Raw genomic sequence first — 20642 nt, 5'->3', positions numbered from 1 at the left:
TCTGGAAACCTCTGTTCCGGATACTCTTTCGGCGAAACGACCGTGATGACAGGGACGGCGGGCCAGCCGCAGCGTCTTTTTCCGTCTAACCTTGGCGTCATCACGGTTATTGATCCAGTTTACACAACCTCGATTCAGAGAGTAAACACGGCTCCCCCCAATCCACAGTCACGGAAACCCGTCTCCTCTGGGCCAGGCGCAACACTCGGTCAGTTGGTGACAGTTACCTCTCGCCCATATTGTTCCTTCAGCACTCGTGCAGCCTCAGCCGCGCGTTCGGGATGCTGGACTTGCGGCCACAGTTGCACCAGATTTTGGAGTGCCTCGATGTGAGAGGGCGCGTGGCGAAAGTAAATCAAATCCACATGAAGGAACGCCATGATCGCCTGCTTGATCTGTCCCGCCTGCCGATACGCCAGCCCCAGCGCGGTATAAGCCCGGCCCATGGTCTCGGCGTTTTCTACCAGATCGGGCCGTTTGAGAATTTCCTGAATCATAGAAATGGCCTGATCCGTCTGTCCTTTAGCGACGAGACATCTCGCCTTGCCAATGATGGCCAACAGCTTGGGCGTGTCATCTCCAGAAATTTGCAAGGAAATGACCTGATCAAAGGCTTTTTCGGCTTCATCCGTTTTTTTGGCTTCCAGATAAGCCCAGCCGATGGCCGCACCCGCCTGCGCCTTGTATTCCGGCCAGGGGGCCTGAGCAATCAACTGATAGTATTCGACCGCCTTATCGACACTCCCCTTCGCTCGGAGCAACTCAGCGACCAAGCGGGTCGCCTCCCAGTAGTGATAATTGTTGGGGTAATTGATGACGAAGTTCGCCACTAATTTACCCGCATCGTCGATCGAACCGGAACCTGCAAGCGCAAGATGTGCCGCGGCGGCTGCACGATAGAATTCAATATCCTGCCGAACCTCTGGTCGTGTCGAATCATCGACTTTGATTTTATCGAGGATACTCGTGACGTCCTCGTAGCGAGAAACTTCGAATGCCGCCCGCACCGACTTGAGAAGCGCCGGCTCTCCATCCCATTCGATGGATTGAATTTGATTGACACTGATGGTGCGAGACGTTGTCCCCTGATCAACGACGACCTCTGTTTGCGTCATGCGAGTGACTTTTCCTCGGATTGTCTCACTCCCCACCCGTACGACATCCCCCCGGGCGGTCACACTCCCCAAGAGGGACATCGCACCGATTACGAAGAAGATGGCCGTCTTTTTGAACGCATCACGCATGGCGGAACGCTCCCGAATACTTAAATCATGCTTATGCACGTTTTTCCGTTGGCCTTTCTACCTGTACGGGACCTCCTTGGAAACAACGCTCTCAGGACGCGGTGGTTTTTGCCTTGGTCTCCCCTTCAAAAGCTCGCAATCCCTGCGGGCTTTTTTCTCCCAGCATCTGCTGAATCGTCCGGGCCAGCTTATCATATCGGGCATACCATTCCTTGCCGCCCATTTCTGGATAAAGAAGGTAAGTACGCTGAATGTCGAGCACGGCTTGCTTGAGGAGTTCCTGGCGCTTTGGACCCGTCTGCTTCTGCGCCAGCTTGAATCGGCATAAAGCGAGATTATATCGGGCTTGATGAAAAATGTCCTGATATTTTGCGTAGTTGACCGCGACCCGGCGAGCGATTCCACCCCATCCCCAAATGAGATACCGCCCGTTCTTTTCATACCCCCCGCGAATCGCGTACTCGTAATACTCTTCCTTACCCGGCTGCTCGGCCCATTCCTGATAAATTTGGGCGGCTTCAAGCTGAGCATCCAGTCGATTCTCTTTTCCCTCCTTGTCAATCACATTGATGATGATGGCCAAAGCCTTATCGTACAAACGAAGACCACGCAGCGCACTGGCCAGCCTCACCTTAAGAGCAGTCGTCGCGTCTGGGGGACCAAACTGCGGATCTTTCTGACACTTATCAATCAACTCAAGGTATGTCCGCATGGCTTTGGTGTAGTACTCCTTGGCCTGTTCGGGGACAGTGGGACCTCCTGGATCCAGTCCCTTGGCAAGTCCGAGAAATGTCTCGGCAACCCAGTTCAGGGCCCGAAAATCGACGCTTTCCGAGCGCTCCTGAATGGCCTCGAGAAACGCCGTGAAGCCCTTCAACACTTTATCCACTTCTTCGGTCTTCCCCTCATTGCGAAGCCGGGTCAGTTGTTCCTCCAGTTGCCTACCCAACCCCACGTACACCAGGGTCAGACGTCGTGTCGCCTCGGCATCATTGCTCCCTGCCACCAGTTTTTCCAGCTCATCACGAATTTGAAATGCCTTTTCCAAATTCTGAGCTCCCACGTAAGCCCGCAGGGCGGTCTTGAGAATTTCTTCCTTGAATTTCGGCAAACTCACCGCGCTGTGGTTGCTGCGCATCAAAGCCAGGGGGCCAATCGTGGGATCCTCCAGAGGTTTAATGGCATCATCTGTCCGCCCGGTGTTAACATAAAGCTGAGCGAGGAGCCACACCGAGTATTCGAGGAAGTAATCAACCGTCACTCCCTGCGTGTTGGCGCGAATTCGTTGGACGCCCTGCTCGAGATATTTTTGGGCGTCCGCAAGCAGGGCCTGCGTATCCGCCTGAGCGGTTCCTTCCTCACGCCCCGTTGCAGCTTTCGCGTACTGCATCCACAAAACCTGACCGATCCGCAATTCTGCCCGGGCACGACTGGGTGAATTCTCGGGAAGCCGATTCAAGAACGCTTTGGCCTCCTCAAGCTGATCGAGATCCAGAAAGCTCTCCAGGAGTGTCAGAACGCATTCTCCGGACTCTGGTTGGTCCGGCCACTGGCTCAACACATACTCGGCCAGGGACTGCATTTGGCTCAGCTCAGCATCCGCCGGTTGTCCATGCTTGCGTGCCTCGATGAAGAGATTGCGCAAGGCTTTGACAGCAATTTCGGCAGCCTTTTGTGAACCAGCACTCTGGGGATACCGGCGGGCAAGAAATTCCCCCAGAACCGCCGCGTCCTCATAGCGCCCGGCATCCCAGAGCAGAAAAACCATCTGGAATCGCATCAGGTTCACTTCCTCGAGGGGCTGATTCTTGTAAAGCCCCAGCGCCTTTCGATAAAACGTGATCGCCAGATCTCTCGCTTTTGTCGCTTCGTCGCGAAGCTGCTTGGCATCCCCTTCTCCTTTTTGAAGTTGGGCCATCAATCCGAGGAACCGTCCCCAGGCCAGCTCGCCACGGGCTTTTGCATCGGCGTACGTCTGGACATCCTGGACGCTTAAATTCTCCTGAACCCCGGTGAGTTCGGCGAGCTTCGACTGAGCGTCCAACCGACGCGGACCGGGGGCCCGGGATACGATTTCCAGGAAACGCCGAGCGGTGGCGCGGTGCTGTTGTGCTGATCGTGCGTCTTTCGCCTTATCTGCCGCCTGGGCCAATTCCAGCGCTGAAAGTGCCGCTTCATATAACAGGTTGAGCCCCCATTCTGAATCGCGGACATCGGGACGCACCGACTCTTCCCATTGCACGGCGGCTTCCACCGCTGCCTGGTGGTTGTTATTCTTCCGATAAATTTGAATCAGGCGTGCGAGTGCTTCCGTGCGAAGGCGCTGCACCTCGGGCGAATCACCGGGCACGGTCAACGTTTCCTTGAAGATGTCGGCCGCCTGCATGTCCTGGCCCAATTCCTGGTAGCAAATACCTTCGTAGAATCGGGCATAGATTCCGGCTGCGTAGTTTTGGTACTTGTTGAAGATTTTTTCGTATTCGGCGGCCGCCTGTTTGAGAAGGTCGCTCCGCTCTTTACTGGACGGCGGATAGGTTTGCGCGAGTTGGTAGAGAGCCCCCACCGAATAAATCAGGGACTTCAGATACGTGGCCCTCGCTTCATCCCGCTCCTTGACCAGCGCCGCATTGGCCCGGTCGATGACCTTATTTTCAAACTCCTTGGCCCGATCATAGGCCGCTTTCTTGAACACCTCGAACTCCTGCCGCGCCTGTTCGATGAGTTTGCGAGCTTCCATACGCGCGGGCTCGGCCTCCTGATCGCTTTTTCCTTCAGTTGTGGCCAGAAGCCCCTTCGCTCGCTCAATGAGGGCCTGGGCCATCTCGGCGGTTGCCTCGGGCACCGCGGGATGCTGGGGATGTTCCTGAACAAACTTTTTGAGCCGGGCGACTGCGGCCGTCAGAAGCTGTTCGCGCGTCTGGGCTACCCGTGAGGCCTGCGCTGCCCCCAGCAGCGCCTTGCCCGCCTCGTAGTCGATCATCTCCTTCAATTCCGGAGGGCATGAGGGATCACCAGCCAGCATGTCAAGATATTCCACGGCCGTGTCGAAATACCCCCGGAGTTTGAGAGCTTCCAGAAAACGCCGGTGTATATCCGACTCCTGGCTCAACGCCTCACTGGCCTTGCCACCTACCATCAGGCCGATGACGAGCGCCAGACAGATTCTCCTCAACAGCATATCCTCCGCCTCCATTCCTAGTTCCTGCGGCGGAAAACGCAATTACAAAAAAGAGAGGGCAGATTCGGCTCCCTATTTCTTACTACCACATCTGGTGGTGGTAGAAAAGCCACTCCCTCAACTGCGTCATGGGCGTCCGATTTGAATCCCGTCGTCTCGCTCCGGAACGACCTGTACAGGGCATAGAATCCCTCCCCACGAACGAACCAGGTCGCTCCCGAGCAGGCCGTAAAAATGTCAGAATGAAAACCTGAGTTGTCGCGTGGCCTTTTTTCCGAACGAATGTTCCGGTGACAATAGCCGAATCCCCACGTGTGACTTCTTTCATCCATCGTGGACGATGGAAAAAGGGGCGAGTTGCTGTCTCTTGCGGCGAGGACGAAACGATGGCTCGTTGGGAGGAAATCCCCGAACTGATGGCGCTCGATTCACGGCGGCAACTGATTCGCATTCCGCCGGAACTGGACGTCCCGATTACCGACCGCGTTCGCCGCCTGATCGATACAGCGGCTTTCCGTCGGTTGGCGCGGATTACACAACTGGGACTGGTCTCCCTCGTTTATCCAGCTGCCAATCACACCCGATTCGAGCACAGCCTGGGAGTGTATCGCCTCGCGCTTTTGGTCCTGAAGCACCTTTCGCACGATCCCCGGTTTCGCGCCCAGGTGACGCCTCACGAAGGCGAAAAACTGATCGTTGCCGCCCTGCTCCACGATTTGGGACACTGGCCATTCTGCCACGCTATCGAGGATCTCGGCCTGCCGGACGTCCCACCCCATGAAGCGTTTGTGGCCAGGTTCTTGCGGGACGAGCCGGTAGCGCTGCTCCTGGAACGCGACTGGGGTCTGCAACCCGACGACGTGCTGAACCTCGTTGCGAAGCATCGCGCGGATGGCGTGTCAAGCCTTTTACAGAACATTCTTTCCGGACCGCTCGATGTGGACAAAATGGATTATCTTTTCCGAGACAGCCTTCATGCTGGGGTGCCATACGGCCGTTTTTTTGACCAGCAACGGCTGGTGGGGAGCCTTTGTTTGAATGAACGGGGTGACGGCCTGGCCATTACTGAAAAAGGGAAAACAGCCGCCGAGCTCATGGTCTTTGCCCGATATGTCATGTTCAGCGAGGTCTATTGGCACCATGCCGTTCGATCCGCCACGGCGATGCTCCAACGGAGTTTTTTTGAGTTGAAGGATCGGCTCGACCTCGAGGCTCTTTTTTCGGCGGGGGAATGGGAGTTTATCGAAAGCCTGCGACAGTCTGCCGGACAGTCCAAGACCGCCGAGATCCTCAACGGACTTTTTGGACCGGTCCGCACCCTGTACAAGCGGATTGCGCAGTTTCACTATTTTGACGGCGATGATGTTTATCGGCGAATAGCGGGGCGTCCTTACCGCTGGCTCGTCGCCTGCGCACATCACCTGGCGGAGTTGCTCAGCAGAAAGCTGGGGATCCCCGTCTCTTCACATCAGGTTCTCGTTGATGCTCCGCCGGTTCACAAGGAAATCGAATTCCGGGTGGATGTATTTTTCCCTAAGGAGGCGACCTACCGCCCGTTGAGCGAAGTGTCCCCCGTCGTGCGAGCGCTGGCGCAGGAGCAATTCGACCACTACGTCAAACGGGTGCGTGTCTTTGCGGCGCCATCCATTGCCGGCGAGATCAAAAGCCTGGGCAGCCTGACCGAGCTGATGCACCAAGCTGCGGAAGCCACAGATGCGTCTCAGGATTATCTCTCCAATACGGCGTAAGCACCGCGGTCACAAAGCCGGATAGAAGACGCCCCAGAATTCTTCGTTTGGGGCAATGTCCATCCACGGGAACCAGCGAAAAAAACTCGCCAGGGCGACCGAGCCGCCGCTGCTGCCCATCTTTCCGTGTGGGCCCGACCTACTGCTGCGTCAAAGGAACATATTGGGATTGTGGTGGGCGGGATCGCGTAGGATCCATGGTCGTTTCCGTTCCGTTTCGCTAAGAAGGGTTGCCATGCGAAAAAAGTATACTGTCCGGCTGACCGAGGAAGAACGTCAGAAATGCCAGGAGGTCATTCGCAAGCTGAAGGCAACGAGCCAGAAGGTCCGTCGCGCTCAGATTCTGCTGAAGGCGGACGCGGACGGTCCGGCCTGGACGGACCAACACATTGCCGAAGCGTTCGGGTGTTGGCGGCAGACGGTGGAAAAGGTTCGTCAGTTTTTAGGACCAAGACCGACTGAGCGACAGAGGTGGCGGCGCTTTTGGACGGGCGTTACGCGGACTGTGAGCGGATCACGCTGATCTGCGACAACCTGAACACGCACACGAAAGGGGCGTTTTACGAGGTGTTCCCAGCGGAGCGGGCTCGTCAGTACGTTCGTCGCATTGAGTTTGTTTACACGCCGAAACACGGCAGTTGGCTGAACGTGGCGGAGTGCGAGCTCGGCTGTTTGACCCGGCAGTGTCTAGCGGGGCGTCGTGTGGGAGAGTTACGTCTTCTTCAGGAGGAAATTGCGGCGTGGTCGGTAGACCTCAACGCTCGGCAGCGCGGCGTCGACTGGCAAATGACCGCGGAAGATGCCCGCCGCAAACTGAAGTCCGTAGATCCCAAAAGTACCCTGTGACCGAGCGCTAGCGTTTTTCATTGATCGTATTATAATTGTTTGCGTTCGTAAGGCCTTTTAATCAGTGGTGTTTTTAATCAGTGGTGTGTTATGGTGCAGTAAGTTAGCTCGAGGGATGCCGAATGGCAACGGGCCGACGGTCGCGCCGGGACCAAAAGAAAAAAGGGGAAATCATGGTCGCATACATCGCGCTTCGAGCCACACGGCTGGCTATCGGGCCGTTCATTCTAGGGACACTGGTGGTAGGAATCTGCGGACTCTTTGGTACCGGATGTGAGTTGCGGGCCACAGGACCGGCCAGAGACTCCTCCGCTGAGGAGAGGCGAGCAGCCTCTGCACAGACACTTGGTGAGGCCCGTCGGGGACAGCTGGCAACCTCTTCGGGCGAGTTGGAGCCCAAGATGGTTTCCACCGATCGAACTCCTGGAGGTTTGCCGAGAACATCCATGGAGGCGGCAACTGCCCTGGATATGGCCAGACTGCTCCGCAGCCAGGGGCGGCATGAGTTGGCCACGTATTACTATCTCAATGTCATCAACGCGGACCCAACAAATGCCCACGTGCTGTTAGAGTATGGTGCGCTTGTCAAAGAGATCGCTTCGGGCAAAGAAAAGGAGGGCAAAAGATCTGAGGCGGCCGAGCTGTTGGAAAAGCTCGCCTCGCTCTTCTACGGACAGGCCTTGCAAGTCGATTGGAAGTTCGTGGAAACAGTCGTTGCTAAAGCCACGGAGTATCAAAAGTGGGCGGAAAGCCTGCGAGAGAAAGAATACACCTCGGTCACTTCTGGCGGCGACAACCAAAAATGGGAAGAACTGAAACAGAAGCTGATGGCCGGGCAACCCCCGGCAGTTCCGGAGTCGCCCGAAGCTGCGGAAAAGCAATTGCGGGAATGGGAACCCCTCTTGCCCGTTGCCCGAGCGAATGCTGCACCGGGGGACGAACAGGCGGTTAAGTGGTTGGAGGATCATCTCAAGGTCCTGCAAGCCGTCCTGGCTTTCCATCGTGGCAAAAGCATCGTGAACGAATACTTAAGTGATGCAAAGGGTGAGTCTTCGCCGACGGTCTCGGCAATGATTTTGCAGCAAGCCGAGTTGACACTGCGGGAGTTGACGGCCCTGAAGGCGGTGCTGCCACCCGCGCTGGCCGAGGAGGTCAGACACCTCGCCAGGCAGTTGAGCGAGGCGGCGCTCGAGGTTTCCAACCTCCAGGCCAAGGAAAGTTCTGAAAAGGCATGGAGCGAGTTCTTGAAGGATAGATCGATCGAATCGCGGATCGATGACATCAAAAAATGGGAACCACCGAAGGAAATTGAAGCAGATGCGGCTTGTACTCGCAAACTGGAGGATCTAGAAGCCTTGATGCGAGAGATTCAGGCGATGATCCCGCTTCTGAGTGACTTTCAGGTCCGTGAAAAGGCTGTGAGTCAACTCGAAGGTTTGAGTAAAGAGGCTGAACGGATCAGCAAGGTCCGGCAGAATCGGTACTGCCAGTGGGCCCTCCAGAAAATCAAGTTGGCCCTGGAAATGTTTGAAAAGAACAAAGGATGGCTTAACGACAACGAGGTCAAGTTTGGAGAAGCCCTCATTGACCAGTTGGGCGAGATTGATGAGTCCCTGCTGACGTTCGAAACCCGGCGGTGTTATAGCGAGGCCTTTGAAACAATTTTCGGCGAACTCGGGAAGGTGAGATCAACCGACCTGGAAAGGCAGGGAACCAAGATGTACGTTCTCAAGGGTATGCTGGAAAAAGAAAAGAAGACGTATCGGGATTTTTAGGTAGGTCTTGTTGGACTGACAGGAGAACAAAGATGCCTTTTGCTGGTATTCTCATGCTGGGATTGCTTGCGGGAGTGGAGGTCGAACAAGGTGGCCAAGCGACTCCTCCCCCCTGTGTGACCAAGCACAGCACTCTGCTTCTCACCACCCAGATGGTCTCTGGGGCTGCGGTAGGGGCATGGCGAGCCACCCACCCCGTTATCGGCCCCGCCCTGTTCTCCGGTGAGCCCCGCCAATATCTTCCCCACTTCAAAGGTGACTTGGCGGAGCAAATCTTCGAGAAGCTCGTTTTGAGGGGTTGGTTTGAGGAAACGGGTTGGCAGGCCGTAACACCGGCGCGGATTGGCCGATCGGGAATCGACCTGCTGTTCGTCAAACTCGGACCGAATGGGGAAATCCTCGATACCCTGGTGGTCGAGTCGAAGTTCGGGACCTCGCAGTTGGGTCGGACGGCTGTAGGGCCGCAGATGTCGGAAGATTGGGTCAGAAGCCACATGAGGACCACCAGCACCCTTTATCGCAAGCTGGCGCAAGAGGTGTCCACCGGCGGGCTTGTGTGGAGTGATAGGCTGCCCGGAGCCGGCACGGAGGTCATCCAGTTGCCCCTGGAGAAAGGCCGAAATGTGTATTTGTGGCAGGACCATCCAGGGCGGGTGGCTTACTCGGTGGACGGAGGCGATCCGGGAGTGGATCAAGTCCGCCGAGCCCTCTATAAGATCGGGGATCACTGTTCCGCGGTCGGCGAGGGGAGGCTGCGCTATCGGGGAACCATCGCCCGTTATTCCGTGGATCAGGTAGCCCACAAGATTACTATCGGCGGCAGGGTCGTCTGCGAGGGGCCATTCGACGAGCTTCCTTTGGGTATTCAAAGGTCGCTTCGCCAGGCGATCACGGGCTCGTTGAGGAAGCTGGGTTACTCAGGCCACGCCGTTTCGCTGCTCGTCGATGAGTACTGTAGGCAACCGGCGGAGACCTGGCGTTGGATCGTCAATCAGGAGCGATGGAATGCGCGGGTTGGACTGGGTAGCCACCTCTTGGCAACCGGGGCTGTGACCGGGGTGGCCACAGGTGGCATGGAAATGCTCGCTGAGTTTTTCACCGAACGAACGGTGGACATCAAACGGGTTGGCAGCATGGCTCTGATGGGGGCGGGTGTGGGCATGGCCGCCGACTACACGGCTACGCAGGCGGTCACCCTTCTGACAAGGACAGAGATCGGGCAACAATTGGCACAGGCCAGCGGACTGGCCGGGATTGGCGGATCAGTCGTGGTGAGTGCAGGAGCCGGAATGCTCGTAGCAGGGATTGCCTTCCCCTGCGTCGAATATGCACTGGGGTATATCGACCAGCGGACCGCCTATCGCCTGGCTGTTATCAATACCGGCGGAGCGGTTGTGGGTGTGGCGACAGGCGCAGCTGCGTGGTGGGCGGTGAGCACATTCGGTACGGCGAGCACAGGTACGGCGATTGCCAGCCTTTCTGGAGCTGCGGCCACCAACGCCACCCTCGCCTGGTTTGGGGGCGGATCAATTGCCGCCGGCGGCTTGGGAGTGACGGGCGGTGCCGTGGTGTTGACGGGGGGAGTTGCCCTGGTGGCAGTCGCCACGAGTGTTGCCATCGCCACATGGTGGCACTACGCCGATCTGGCCGAGAAACGACAGCTTCTTGCCGCCCGGATTGAACTGGTCAAAAAGACTCTTGAAACCCAGCATTGACCCGGCTGAAAGACGTTCTGCAAGTCTTTTCGAGACTCAGCGGGTCGTGACTCTCCGCGAGAGAACCCGACCCAGCAAGGGGAGTCAAGCCAACATGTCAATTCCTTTCACAATAGATTCCAAGGTTCACCGTCGAATGCACTGGAGTGATGCACCCGTGCTTGTATGAGCAGCCCGCACGGCTGTCCGTATGAGTTTACTAAGTCGTCGCTGTAGTCCTACTGCCCTTTCCAGTTGAACAGTTTCGCGCGTTTTAGGCTGCTACGCGGCGAGTGGATGTCGTGTTTTTCCGGAGGGACGAGCGCCAGGGCTCGGCGGCTATCGCGCGGCGGCCGTTGCGCCAAGCCAAATACCTCCGGATGGCTTGCTCCTGTTCTTTATGACTCCGATAGTCGCTATTGTCCAGGGCAAACTTCTTCAGCCCCGTGAACTGGCACTCGATCCGATTCAGCCATGAGGCATTGGACGGGGTAAGGTAAAACTTCACATTGTTCGCCCGGACCCATGCCCAGACCTCTTCCTTCAGATGGGGACTGTAGTTGTCCATCACGATGTGTAACGTTTCGCTCTGCGGGTAACGCCGCCGGAGCCACCGGAGAAATCGCAAGAACTCGATCCAGGTTTTTCGGCTGTAGAACCGGCCCAACAACATACCCGTTTCCAGGTCGTAGGCTGCCAGGAAATGGCGAACTCTACCGGTGCGGCAATAGGTGGCTCGCAGTCGCTCGACCCGTTTGGCCATTTTCGCGGTTGCGAACCCCGCCGGCGGAAAGCAGCACAATCCGTGCGTGACGGCTATTGACATGATTGGACAATTGTCGTTTCATTCTATGGAGCTCTTGTCATTCGTAGCAGTTGATCGGGCGAACATGAACCTTGTCCATTTTTTGGTCTCAACGTCATTGAGAGTCTTTTTGAACAACGTGACGCGGGACTCTTTTTGTCCAAACTCCGGGAATTCTCCAAGATCAATTCTTGCCCGTTCCAAAAACGCGAGACTCCCGAACCGGAAGGGGCATTAGATCTGCGAGGACCACATGATCTACCTGGAAACGCTTTTTCCATCTCCGGAAGTCTAAAGGGCGACCGTAATGCCCAATCTCCTGGCCTTCTTTCGTTTCCAAGTTGTGGCATAATCGAATCGTATTTCAACCAATGAGGTAAATGATCCGGTTTATGAATCGAGATTCACGCTATGAATACGGAGGTCACCGGGAAAATCATCGTCCGACAGGATCGCTTGCGGCCGTTTGTGGAACGCCACCCCTGGGTCCGAGCAACCGCTGTCGAGCTTGTCGAAGGCAACCCTCCCGATGGGGGAATCGTTGACCTTGTCACACGGGATGGGCGGTTCATCGCGCGAGGACTGTACAACAGCCGGAGCCAGATCCGCGTCCGCCTCTACACATGGCAGGATGTCCCGCTGAACCGCGAGTTCTGGCGTGATCGCATTCACAGGGCCGTGACTCTTCGTAACGAACTGGGTCTGATCACACCACAAGGGGCGGCGCGACTGGTTTTCAGCGAGGCAGACGGGTTAAGCGGCCTGATTGTGGACAAATACGGCCCGTATTTGGTGGTTCAAACAAATGCCCTCGGGTTGGAGCAGCGGTCTTCCGAACTACTGGAAATCCTGGAAGAGGTGATCAAACCTCGCGGAATTGTGCACTGCTGCGACCCGGAAGTGCGAGAGCAGGAGGGCTTGACCATCGAGCGCGCCGTGCATGGAACCGTTCCCGATGGTCCCATCTTGATTGAGGAGCATGGAATCCAGTACGGCGTGGACCTTCTCATGGGCCAGAAAACTGGCTTCTACCTGGATCAGCGAGAGAACCGGCGGGTGGCAGCCCAGTGGACACGGGATAAACGTGTCCTTGATATGTTCTGCTACACCGGGGGATTCGCTCTGTGTGCAGCGAAACTGGGACGGGCCAGAGAAGTGTGGGGCTATGATAGCAGCGAAAAAGCCATTATTCTTGCCCGGGCCAATGCGGAACACAACGCTGTGCCCCGAACACGTTTCGAGGTGGGAGACGCGTTTCAGGTTCTCAAGGAACTCCGGGAACGCGGTGAACGCTTCGATGTGGTGATCCTGGATCCACCTAAATTTGCCTCCGGAAAGGCAAAGCTTCCCGAAGCCCTCCGCGCCTATCACTTTTTGAATCGGATGGCAGTAGAGCTTATTCCCCCGGGCGGATACCTTATCACGTGCAGTTGCTCCGGATACGTGACCCGGGAAGATTTCTTCAACGTCATTTTCGGTGTGGCCCAGCAGACACGGCGCGATATTCAGGTCCTCGAACAGCGAGGCGCCGGTGCCGACCATCCTGTCAGCGTCACGTGCCGCGAAACAAACTACCTCAAGTGTTTTATCTGTCGTGTCCTTTGATGGGCTGATTGAGCAGCGTCCGAGGCTCAGCACCTCGACTCGCCCTCCTGGCGAACGTAAGTCCACCGCGCGGAATAGTGAGGTGTTTCAAACACTTCCACCCGCAGGCGTTCCATGCTCCCGGGAAGCTCTGCTTCGATTCGCCCCTTTAAAATCCCACCGATATATTGGGCTAGGAGCTCGGCCGTTACGTTGCACACCGGCAGCAGGAAGCAATGGACGGCTGGGAACTGCCAAGACCATTTCCCCAGGGATGCCCGAACGAGCTCATCGCCCAGCATTTCCAGGCGTAGCCAGGGGTTCTTGGCGGGCAGGAGAACCTTGTGATCCAGCGGCTCAACGATTTCTTGGACAAACCGATGAAGAACGAGAAAATCCATGACCCAGCCTGGGTCCAACAAGTTGCCCGTCACCGCCACCTCCACGGAGAAGTCGTGGCCGTGAACGGCCTCCGCCGAATCAGGCCCAAAGACAAGAAAATGGGCGGCGCTGAATTGCACCGCCTCACGACCAATGCGAATTTCGAAGCCTTCCCCCAAGCCAGCGACTCTCTCCAGAGCTTGAAATCAGTTGCAGATACGATCGATGCGAGGCAATTGTTTGGCCTGCTGATGCCCGCTGGTCTGTACCGATCTCGCCGGTCCAAACCCAGCACCATGTAACACGCAGAGGACGCAACCGATTGCGGATCCCCTGCAATCACCATCCGCTCATATTGGTGACGATGGTCACTCCGGTTGCTGTTCCTCCGCAAAACTGCCCGAGGAATGGGCCCCTTTCTTGTCCCGCTTGCGATCGAGTTCCCGCGCGACGACTTGGCTGAGCCGATCCGCCGCCCTGTTAACGACGCTGATGAGGTCAGCGTCCTGGTCTTCAATCTTGACGTATTTACCGCCTCGCAAGGACGCCAACACCCGGCAATGCTTGTCAACTCCTCCCCGCGGGCCGTTGACGTCCTCCAAAATGACATCGACATTCATGACAAACCCATCGAACTGGTCCAGCGCGAACATGAAACGGCGCTCCACCAGTTCCCGCGTGGCCTCGTCCAGATTGACGCGACGGGTTTGGATGTGTAGTTCCATAATTTGCCTCCAAATTAGTGTTTTTGCAGGCGGTACAGGAATCGACCAGCCCGCTCCCCGGGCCGATCGCTCATTCCCCACCAGATTAAAGGACAACCATCGATAAGCCGAGGTTCAGATAACCTCGCCCCCTGGAAAAGTGAACCGTGTGCTGGACAACACGAACGCTCTGAATTCTGGTATTTCCGTCTCATCACCTGTGCACGAAAGGTAATAAGCTCGCTACGGTCAACTGCCTATTCGGCAGTCGGTCCTACGACAACTTGTTGCGTTAGGCAAATCTGGTGCCCTTTTGACGGCTAAGCTCTCATTACTCTTTTCTGAGCCCAAGGTAATTCTACCCTATTTAACACCCAAAACCACCCCGTTTTGCGTTCTCTCCGCGCTGCGACGACCCGAAAACTGCGAACACCCAGTTCTTATGGCAATTGCCTCGGAACCCGCTTCAGGCTAATTTTCTGACCCGAACAGGCGGTTTTTTACCGGTATCACGGCAGTAACGGCCAGACCCACCCAGGAGATGATCCACAGGACTGCACCCGCCGGAATGACAGGGCCCAGATTAATCTGCGGGAGGCAAACTTTGAGGAAAAGCCCACCACTAAAACCAACTATTCCCAGCAAAAATCCAACGGCTACGATGCTGAGACCGCGGAATTTTCCGCACAGTCCGAGAAGTCCACAGAGAACAAGCGCGATGGCGTGGTAGAATTGATATCTTACGGCCAGTTCAAATTGCCGGGCCTCAACCACGCCCCAGTTCCCTTTGAGGACGTGGTCGGCAATCGCGGCCAGGACAACGCTTAAACCCGCCAAAATCGCGCCGCACGCTATCCAAAAACGGCTTCTTTCAGTCACGGGATGGACTCCTGGCAACGAAATTGGCCGATTGCAATGTGTTGCTCTTTCACGAGCGGCAATAGTTTGGTAATACAACGTTGAACTTGACGGAGAGTCCGGACGAAACGACCGAATCCATCCAACTGGACGGACCTCTCCGGTCGCACAATCGGCCGATCCTCAATAATCTCTGAGCCTCGTTTCGGTTCGCCGAAGGTATATAATACGCTTTAAACAGCCGCGGCCCATAGGGGTGGGAAACAACTACCCGCAGGATGAGCCAACTTACTACCGGTGGCGGATCAGCACGAGTTGACCCCCGTGTGAAGCGAGTAACGAAGCCGGTATTCCGAGGTGGCGGGAACAAACCGCCGAATGGGAGAAACCGCGGACCCCCAGGCCAAAAAACTGAACACGGAGAGATGGATAAGCTGGGAATCGCGGCTGGTTAGACGTACGAATGGCAATTCCGCGTCGTGCGGGGAAAAACTTAATACGAACTTCCGGGCGAGAATGACCACTTTTCTGATATCTTTGCTGGTATTGGCAGTCCTCGGACATATAACCATTTGGGCGGCCCTGTGGAATCGGTTACACGGTTTTGGGCTGTCTTTCGGAATATGTAGCTGGGTCACGGCACTTCTCGTCGCGGTCGGAGCTGTCGTCCCCACGACCTTAGTTGCCCTGATATTGGAGGGCGAATTGCCCCTCCTTTTTCTGACTCAAAGTGATGTCGAACGCTCCCAGGTTGGGCTCTATGGTGCCCTGGCAGCCAATCTGTACATCGGTGCCTGCTTCCTGGCTCTTCCCTTCGCCATTGGATGGCGAGTTTGGCGGAATCTGCGGCGACCTCCCCAGGTCCTGAAAGGCGCAACAAGCGAGCTTCTTTTCGATCTTGCGCCGGTCCTGAAATCTCGGAACGGACTTCGTGCCCGGGCCCGTGCTGGCGCGATCCAATTCCTCGCCCTCGTGCGACACCGGAAGGCATTACCCCGCGTAACTGGTCCCCAAACGGGCAGAAACCAGGACACCATGCCGGGCAAGCCCCGAAAATCGCCGGCAGATGTGTCCTCCGCCCATGCAGTGGAGCAAAACGCGAATCCGCCGGAAACACGTCGCACAGGAATCCGTTTGGACTCCGATAGGCATAGTCCCTCCGGATCTGCATTTCAAAAGAATACGCCGACGAGCCTTCCGCCCAGACGCCCCCATCCCAGCAATTTGTTGCTTTTACCGGGCAATGAATCCCTCGCCTGCCATCGCGTTGAGCTAGTCCTATCATTGCCCGAACTGCCTCCGGCCCTCAACGGTTTGCGAATCGTCCAGCTCTCCGACCTTCATTTTGTGGGAAGAATTCCTGATGAGTTTTACGAACTCGTCGTGGAAAACAGCAATCGGCTTGAACCCGACCTCGTCGTAATTACTGGAGATATCGCCGATCGCGAGGAGTGCCTACCTCAGGCGCAAAGGGTCCTCGCGCCCTTGCGAGCAAAATCCGGTGTTTTTTTCATTCTGGGAAATCACGACCTCCGCGCGGGCGTTGAGAGCGTTCGCACGGCTCTTACCGAGATCGGGTTCAAAAATGTCGGCGGTCGTGTGGAACAGTTAACCGTCGATGGAACGGAGCTTCTGGTGGGCGGAAATGAATTGCCGTGGTTGGGTCCGGCCCCGGCGTACCCTGATCTGCCAGAAGACACACCCTTCTTCCGGCTTTTGCTCGCCCATACACCGGATCAGTTCTACTGGGCCATTCGCAACAAGATTCACCTCGTCCTTGCGGGGCACACACATGGTGGCCAGGCGTGCCTGCCGTGGCTGGGGCCCATCATTGCCCCTAGTGCTTACGGAATTCGCTACGCCCAGGGATTGTACCACAAAGCACCCACAACAATGTACGTGAGTCGGGGGATTGGCGGTGAATTTCCTCTTCGCTATTTTTGCCCTCCTGAGCTTACCTGCCTGACACTTCTTAGCGAAACGTCGGGTTCCGAACCAAAGCCGATTCGAGTAAGCTGAATCCCTAACGAGCTTAATGGGAAGCAACCTCGTTGGGCGGTCATGGATCCCGTCTCGCATGGAAGGAGGAGTTCGATATGTCGTCTGCACAACCGACCGGAGACCAGGAATTTGGTTTTATCGGGATTGGCCAAATGGGCCAGGCGATGGTTGCCAACTGGCTGGCTCTGGGATATCGCGTCCGAGTGTATAACCGAACACGCGAAAAGATCCGGCCCCTTCTCGAACAGGGAGCGATTGAAGCGACCTCGCCCGCCGACGCCGTAGTCCCGGGCGGACTGGTCATGACCTGCGTCTCGGATGATCAAGCCCTGCTTTCGATTTTTGACGACGGAGAGGTTTTTCGAAGGCTCGGTCCGCAGGACATCCACGTGTCGATGAGCACGATTTCTCCGCGGACAGCCCGGCTGCTGGCTGAGAAGCACAATCAGTTGGGAGGCGTCTACCTGGCTTCTCCGGTAATGGGCCGTCCCGACACCGTTGCCGCAAAACGCCAGACGTTCTACATATCCGGACCGGCCGCGGCACGCCACCGCGTGAAGCCTCTACTTCAGGCGATCAGCCGCCAGGTGCTGGAACTGGGGGATGGTCCCGAAGCCGCTCACGTGGCCAAACTTGCATCCAACTTTCTTATCGCGACGGTTGTGGAATCGCTTTCCGAAGCGTTTGCGTTTGTCGAAAAGAACGGTTTGCCTCCCCAGACCTTTTTCGACACAATCACCGAGTTTCTTTTTGATTGCTTCATTTACAAAGGGTATGGGCGTCACCTCCTGAGCGGTCAATTCCGCGAACCCCTCTTTCGCCTTCAGCTTGGTCTCAAAGACATCAATCTTTCCCTTCAGTCGGCCACCGAATCGAGAACGCCGATGCCGTTTTTGAGCGTTCTGCGTGACCGCTACCTTGCCGCTTTAGCTCAGGGATACGGCGATTGGGACTGGACGGCCATCGCCCTCGAGGTGCGACGCCAGGCGGGGCTGCTACCGTCGCAGTAAAAATTTTTCTTCGAGTCAGATCCGGCGGATTGTTCCTCGCGCGGCCTGTTCAGCGGGATGGCGAGTCGAACCAGCCGGGTAGCCCCCGGAACATCACGTGGAGGCCCCCCACAAGAATGAAGGCAAAGAGCGTCCAGTTCAGCTTGTCCAAGAGGCCTCCCATCACAACCCATAACAGCACTGCCAGAAGGCAAGACACGAAAAACGCGTAAGCCGCTACCGCGGAGTTGGCGTCGGTCCTTCCCAGTTGTTTTCCCGTCTCCATCATCACAAAGGCCGCCACTGCCCCCAGGACAAAACGGTGGGTGTCGGAAAGCCGGTCGAGCCATTCCGCGAGGTGTCCCCCATCCAGAAAATTACTCGAAACGAGAAACACGAGAATGACGATGGGAAGCAGCCCACCTACCGCGCGGCGAATGGCGCCGGACATCGTTTTGGCACACCGGACCAGAAAGAACAGGAGCGACACAAGATAAATGAACAGGCCGATGACAACGGCCGGATACATGACGTAGACGAAAAACGCACGAAGAATCTCTCGGATTGATTCCATAGCGACCTCTCGGCCGGCTGCTTTGTGATCATCGATCAGCAAATGGCAAATCTGCCCACGAAAAGCTTTTCATCGGTCAATACTCCACGGTGAGTAAATACCAGGTTGCCGGTTGACCGCCCAGTGTGATTCTCCAGCCATTGTCCATAGGCGACGCCTGGAAAGCCGTACCCAAGGGTCTGCCGTTCGCATCCAGCGGTTGGCAATCAATTCGCTTCGCGCTCCATCCTTTGATTTCCACGTCGCCCCGAACCACCTCAATCACGGTTGGCGCCCTTCCCCAATCCTCCAGAGTCGTGCGGTCGGCATTCCATTTCTGCCCGGTGTTTTCCACCCGTGCAGTAGCACTCACCAGAATCCGGCCAGCTCTTGCGATTGGCTGATCATCAAGCGAGCACATGGTGATGGCCGCGAAATCATTTTCCACTTTCACATCGACCTGTGAGGGTCGGTCCGGAACCTCTTTAAGATGTCCGACGACAGCCTTCCACCGCGGACTATCCACCACGACAAGGCCTGCTGTTCCGTTTTTAACAAACCATTTGATTTGGCCGGTATCGGCGACAATTGGATTCTCGTCCGGAAAAGGGATCTCCGTAAACGGGGGCCCGTCAAACGAAGCTACCCGCACGGCGTGCTTGAGCGGCAAAGCGAGAGGAAAGCCCGGCGTGAAAAACGGCATAAGGTCCCGACGGCCAGTCAGACGGATACTTTCCCGCACCTGTTCCGGTGTATAGGTTCTGGCCACCACCTCCCTGGCCGTTTGCACGTCTCCCCGAATAAACGCGAGGCTGCACGCCGCCAGCTGCGTCATTTTCACGGGATCAAACGCCAGATCGAAATGCCCCGCAATCCGCGGCTCTTTTCCCACCACTTCCTGATGCATGAGCGTATACCAGAAAATCCCATCCCAGTCCTGAAACGCTGCATAAGCAGCGAGAATGGGGACACCTTCGCACGCATATTGATGGGGAAACGGATGATTGACCTCCGAAACCGTGTAGGGTTTTCCGACTACTGGGGTGCGCGCCAGTTGAACAACCGTGGAGTGCAAAGGATCCACCACCATGGGCGTGTTTGGAATTCGGAAACCTATCGTCCGTCCCGTCTGCGGATCCCGAATATACGACGGGTGCTGCCAATACACATGGCCGTCCACTACATCAAGCAGGGACGTCCCCACCACGATCGGATAGCCGGTGTGTCCATGCCCATGATCGCTATTTCCAATGAGAAGTTGTTTTACACCAAGCTCCTCTTTTAAGAAGCGTTTCATACTAAGGAAATACTCCTTTTCCACTGCCATGTAGAATTGGGCTTCGGTGTGAAACCGCAATTGCGAGGCCTTGGCGAATTCCGCCGGGCGAAGCCGGGGGATGAGTTCCCCTTCGCCGACGCCGGCCTCCGCAGCAATCTGTCTGCGAACTTCTGGACTAACATTCTTCTGAAGCCACTCATTGTAGAGCTTGCTGAGATCCTCGGCGTAACTTTTGGTAATATCCGTCCACGTGCCGGGGTTTTTGCGGGTATTAAGCCCCTGAAGCCGCCCATCCATCCAGGCTTCGACGAGGGAATTCTCATTAACAAATTCGATCAGTGCTACACCGGGCTCATTTCGATATTCATTCCCGGTGTAAGGATTTCGATGCGTTAAGAGTTGTTGCGCGTACTCACGCTGCAATTCCAGCAATCTTGGATCAAAATATGTGAGACCTTTGGCAAATCCCAGATATTCGTAATCTTTGACTCCATCGCCCGCCTTGTAACTACGTGCAACATTCAGATTCAAATCGACATAGATTCCATTTTCCTTGAGCTGATAGACAATATAGTCCAGGCGATCCAGCATCTCGGGATCGAGTTGGCGTGTATCATCCCGATTGGCCGCGATGATACCGTTGGGCGCTGGTCTGTCGAAGAAGTGGAACCGCACGCAGTTGATCCCCCAGCGTGCAAGCCGGCGGGCAATGATCGGCGCATGTTCCTTTGGCGGCAAACAACCCTGCCCCGAAAAGTTTACACCCCAGAAGCGAATTCTTTTGCCAGATGCCGCGGCCAGATGGCCGTCTTTGATCGTAATAAATCCGTCTTTTCCGGCAGGTTTTTCAAGCAGGAACGACAGATCGATTAAACTGTCTCCGGCGTCCCACGATACCGGACAGGGGGCGAACTCCTCGGCAAACGGTCCTGCCTGTTGGAAAAGCGAGGACGCCGCAACTGTTACAGCGAGCAGTCCAATAATCCGCGCCCGTTGACACATA

The 20642-nt window shown here is 56.3% G+C and carries 16 protein-coding genes; 8 read left to right on the top strand and 8 right to left on the bottom strand.

All coding sequences use genetic code 11. The annotated features are described in order from the left end of the window. Positions 1 to 209: 209 nt before the first annotated feature. Entirely contained in the window at positions 210 to 1244 is a 1035-nt protein-coding gene (locus tag THTE_RS13305; RefSeq protein WP_095415888.1) for a tetratricopeptide repeat protein, read from the bottom strand. Positions 1245 to 1335: 91 nt separating this feature from the next. After that, positions 1336 to 4422 (bottom strand): hypothetical protein, encoded by a 3087-nt coding sequence (locus THTE_RS13300; RefSeq protein ID WP_157732094.1) that lies wholly within the window; start codon positions 4420 to 4422, stop codon positions 1336 to 1338. A 386-nt stretch (positions 4423 to 4808) separates the two neighbouring features. On the opposite strand from THTE_RS13300, the gene THTE_RS13295 reads away from it, so the two are divergent. From THTE_RS13295 to THTE_RS13275, 5 genes are all read left to right on the top strand, one after another. Continuing rightward, positions 4809 to 6170, top strand: a complete 1362-nt coding sequence (locus THTE_RS13295) for an HD domain-containing protein (protein ID WP_095415886.1) — start codon at positions 4809 to 4811, stop codon at positions 6168 to 6170. A 235-nt stretch (positions 6171 to 6405) separates the two neighbouring features. Continuing rightward, positions 6406 to 6693 carry a protein-tyrosine phosphatase family protein gene (locus tag THTE_RS18300; protein ID WP_095415885.1) on the top strand — a complete coding sequence of 96 codons (288 nt, stop codon included), beginning with the start codon at positions 6406 to 6408 and terminating at the stop codon, positions 6691 to 6693. After that, a complete protein-coding gene (locus THTE_RS13285) occupies positions 6654 to 7016 on the top strand; it encodes a transposase (protein ID WP_157732093.1) in 363 nt (120 codons plus the stop codon). The genes THTE_RS18300 and THTE_RS13285 overlap by 40 nt, the downstream gene beginning before the upstream one ends. Positions 7017 to 7189: 173 nt before the next feature. After that, positions 7190 to 8791, top strand: a complete 1602-nt coding sequence (locus THTE_RS13280; protein ID WP_157732092.1) for a hypothetical protein — start codon at positions 7190 to 7192, stop codon at positions 8789 to 8791. Positions 8792 to 8823: 32 nt separating this feature from the next. Next, on the top strand, positions 8824 to 10506 hold the full coding sequence (locus tag THTE_RS13275) for a hypothetical protein (RefSeq protein ID WP_095415882.1): 1683 nt from the start codon (positions 8824 to 8826) through the stop codon (positions 10504 to 10506). 253 nt (positions 10507 to 10759) lie between these two features. Here the strand turns inward: THTE_RS13275 and THTE_RS13270 are convergent, their stop codons facing one another. Continuing rightward, entirely contained in the window at positions 10760 to 11248 is a 489-nt protein-coding gene (locus THTE_RS13270; protein ID WP_207651715.1) for a transposase, read from the bottom strand. Positions 11249 to 11701: 453 nt separating this feature from the next. Here THTE_RS13270 and THTE_RS13265 point away from each other — a divergent pair, with 453 nt between their 5' ends. Then, positions 11702 to 12895, top strand: coding sequence for a class I SAM-dependent rRNA methyltransferase (locus THTE_RS13265; RefSeq protein WP_095415881.1), 1194 nt, complete (start codon positions 11702 to 11704; stop codon positions 12893 to 12895). 26 nt (positions 12896 to 12921) lie between these two features. Here THTE_RS13265 and THTE_RS13260 read toward each other — a convergent pair whose 3' ends face one another. The 3 genes from THTE_RS13260 to THTE_RS13250 form a co-directional block, all read right to left on the bottom strand. Further along, positions 12922 to 13434 carry a 6-pyruvoyl trahydropterin synthase family protein gene (locus THTE_RS13260; RefSeq protein WP_157732091.1) on the bottom strand — a complete coding sequence of 171 codons (513 nt, stop codon included), beginning with the start codon at positions 13432 to 13434 and terminating at the stop codon, positions 12922 to 12924. Between the two features lie 189 nt (positions 13435 to 13623). Beyond that, positions 13624 to 13980 carry an HPF/RaiA family ribosome-associated protein gene (locus THTE_RS13255; protein ID WP_095415879.1) on the bottom strand — a complete coding sequence of 119 codons (357 nt, stop codon included), beginning with the start codon at positions 13978 to 13980 and terminating at the stop codon, positions 13624 to 13626. A 450-nt stretch (positions 13981 to 14430) separates the two neighbouring features. Further along, positions 14431 to 14838, bottom strand: coding sequence for a DUF423 domain-containing protein (locus tag THTE_RS13250; RefSeq protein ID WP_157732090.1), 408 nt, complete (start codon positions 14836 to 14838; stop codon positions 14431 to 14433). 684 nt (positions 14839 to 15522) lie between these two features. Here THTE_RS13250 and THTE_RS13245 point away from each other — a divergent pair. Beyond that, the gene (locus tag THTE_RS13245) at positions 15523 to 16836 is read left to right on the top strand and encodes a metallophosphoesterase (RefSeq protein WP_157732089.1); all 1314 of its coding nucleotides are present in this window, start codon (positions 15523 to 15525) and stop codon (positions 16834 to 16836) included. A gap of 77 nt (positions 16837 to 16913) precedes the next feature. Then, the gene (locus THTE_RS13240) at positions 16914 to 17828 is read left to right on the top strand and encodes an NAD(P)-dependent oxidoreductase (RefSeq protein ID WP_095415876.1); all 915 of its coding nucleotides are present in this window, start codon (positions 16914 to 16916) and stop codon (positions 17826 to 17828) included. Positions 17829 to 17877: 49 nt separating this feature from the next. On the opposite strand, the gene THTE_RS13235 is transcribed toward THTE_RS13240, so the two are convergent. Both THTE_RS13235 and THTE_RS13230 read right to left on the bottom strand, forming a co-directional pair. Beyond that, on the bottom strand, positions 17878 to 18381 hold the full coding sequence (locus THTE_RS13235) for a hypothetical protein (protein ID WP_095415875.1): 504 nt from the start codon (positions 18379 to 18381) through the stop codon (positions 17878 to 17880). A gap of 76 nt (positions 18382 to 18457) precedes the next feature. After that, on the bottom strand, positions 18458 to 20641 hold the full coding sequence (locus THTE_RS13230; RefSeq protein ID WP_095415874.1) for a glycoside hydrolase family 5 protein: 2184 nt from the start codon (positions 20639 to 20641) through the stop codon (positions 18458 to 18460). Position 20642 lies beyond the last annotated feature (1 nt).

It is taken from the genome of Thermogutta terrifontis (genome assembly GCF_002277955.1).
Taxonomy (GTDB): Bacteria; Planctomycetota; Planctomycetia; order Pirellulales; family Thermoguttaceae; genus Thermogutta; species Thermogutta terrifontis.
Note: the sequence above shows the minus strand (reverse complement) of the source record. Positions and strands in the feature narration are given on the sequence as shown.

What these genes read in the sequence shown, in the direction of transcription:
- THTE_RS13305 (WP_095415888.1), bottom strand. Translation starts at nt 1,244, where the DNA reads ATGCGTGATGCGTTCAAAAAGACGGCCATCTTCTTCGTAATCGGTGCG.
- THTE_RS13300 (WP_157732094.1), bottom strand. Translation starts at nt 4,422, where the DNA reads ATGCTGTTGAGGAGAATCTGTCTGGCGCTCGTCATCGGCCTGATGGTA.
- THTE_RS13295 (WP_095415886.1), top strand. Translation starts at nt 4,809, where the DNA reads ATGGCTCGTTGGGAGGAAATCCCCGAACTGATGGCGCTCGATTCACGG.
- THTE_RS18300 (WP_095415885.1), top strand. Translation starts at nt 6,406, where the DNA reads ATGCGAAAAAAGTATACTGTCCGGCTGACCGAGGAAGAACGTCAGAAA.
- THTE_RS13280 (WP_157732092.1), top strand. Translation starts at nt 7,190, where the DNA reads ATGGTCGCATACATCGCGCTTCGAGCCACACGGCTGGCTATCGGGCCG.
- THTE_RS13275 (WP_095415882.1), top strand. Translation starts at nt 8,824, where the DNA reads ATGCCTTTTGCTGGTATTCTCATGCTGGGATTGCTTGCGGGAGTGGAG.
- THTE_RS13270 (WP_207651715.1), bottom strand. Translation starts at nt 11,248, where the DNA reads ATGGCCAAACGGGTCGAGCGACTGCGAGCCACCTATTGCCGCACCGGT.
- THTE_RS13265 (WP_095415881.1), top strand. Translation starts at nt 11,702, where the DNA reads ATGAATACGGAGGTCACCGGGAAAATCATCGTCCGACAGGATCGCTTG.
- THTE_RS13255 (WP_095415879.1), bottom strand. Translation starts at nt 13,980, where the DNA reads ATGGAACTACACATCCAAACCCGTCGCGTCAATCTGGACGAGGCCACG.
- THTE_RS13240 (WP_095415876.1), top strand. Translation starts at nt 16,914, where the DNA reads ATGTCGTCTGCACAACCGACCGGAGACCAGGAATTTGGTTTTATCGGG.
- THTE_RS13235 (WP_095415875.1), bottom strand. Translation starts at nt 18,381, where the DNA reads ATGGAATCAATCCGAGAGATTCTTCGTGCGTTTTTCGTCTACGTCATG.
- THTE_RS13230 (WP_095415874.1), bottom strand. Translation starts at nt 20,641, where the DNA reads ATGTGTCAACGGGCGCGGATTATTGGACTGCTCGCTGTAACAGTTGCG.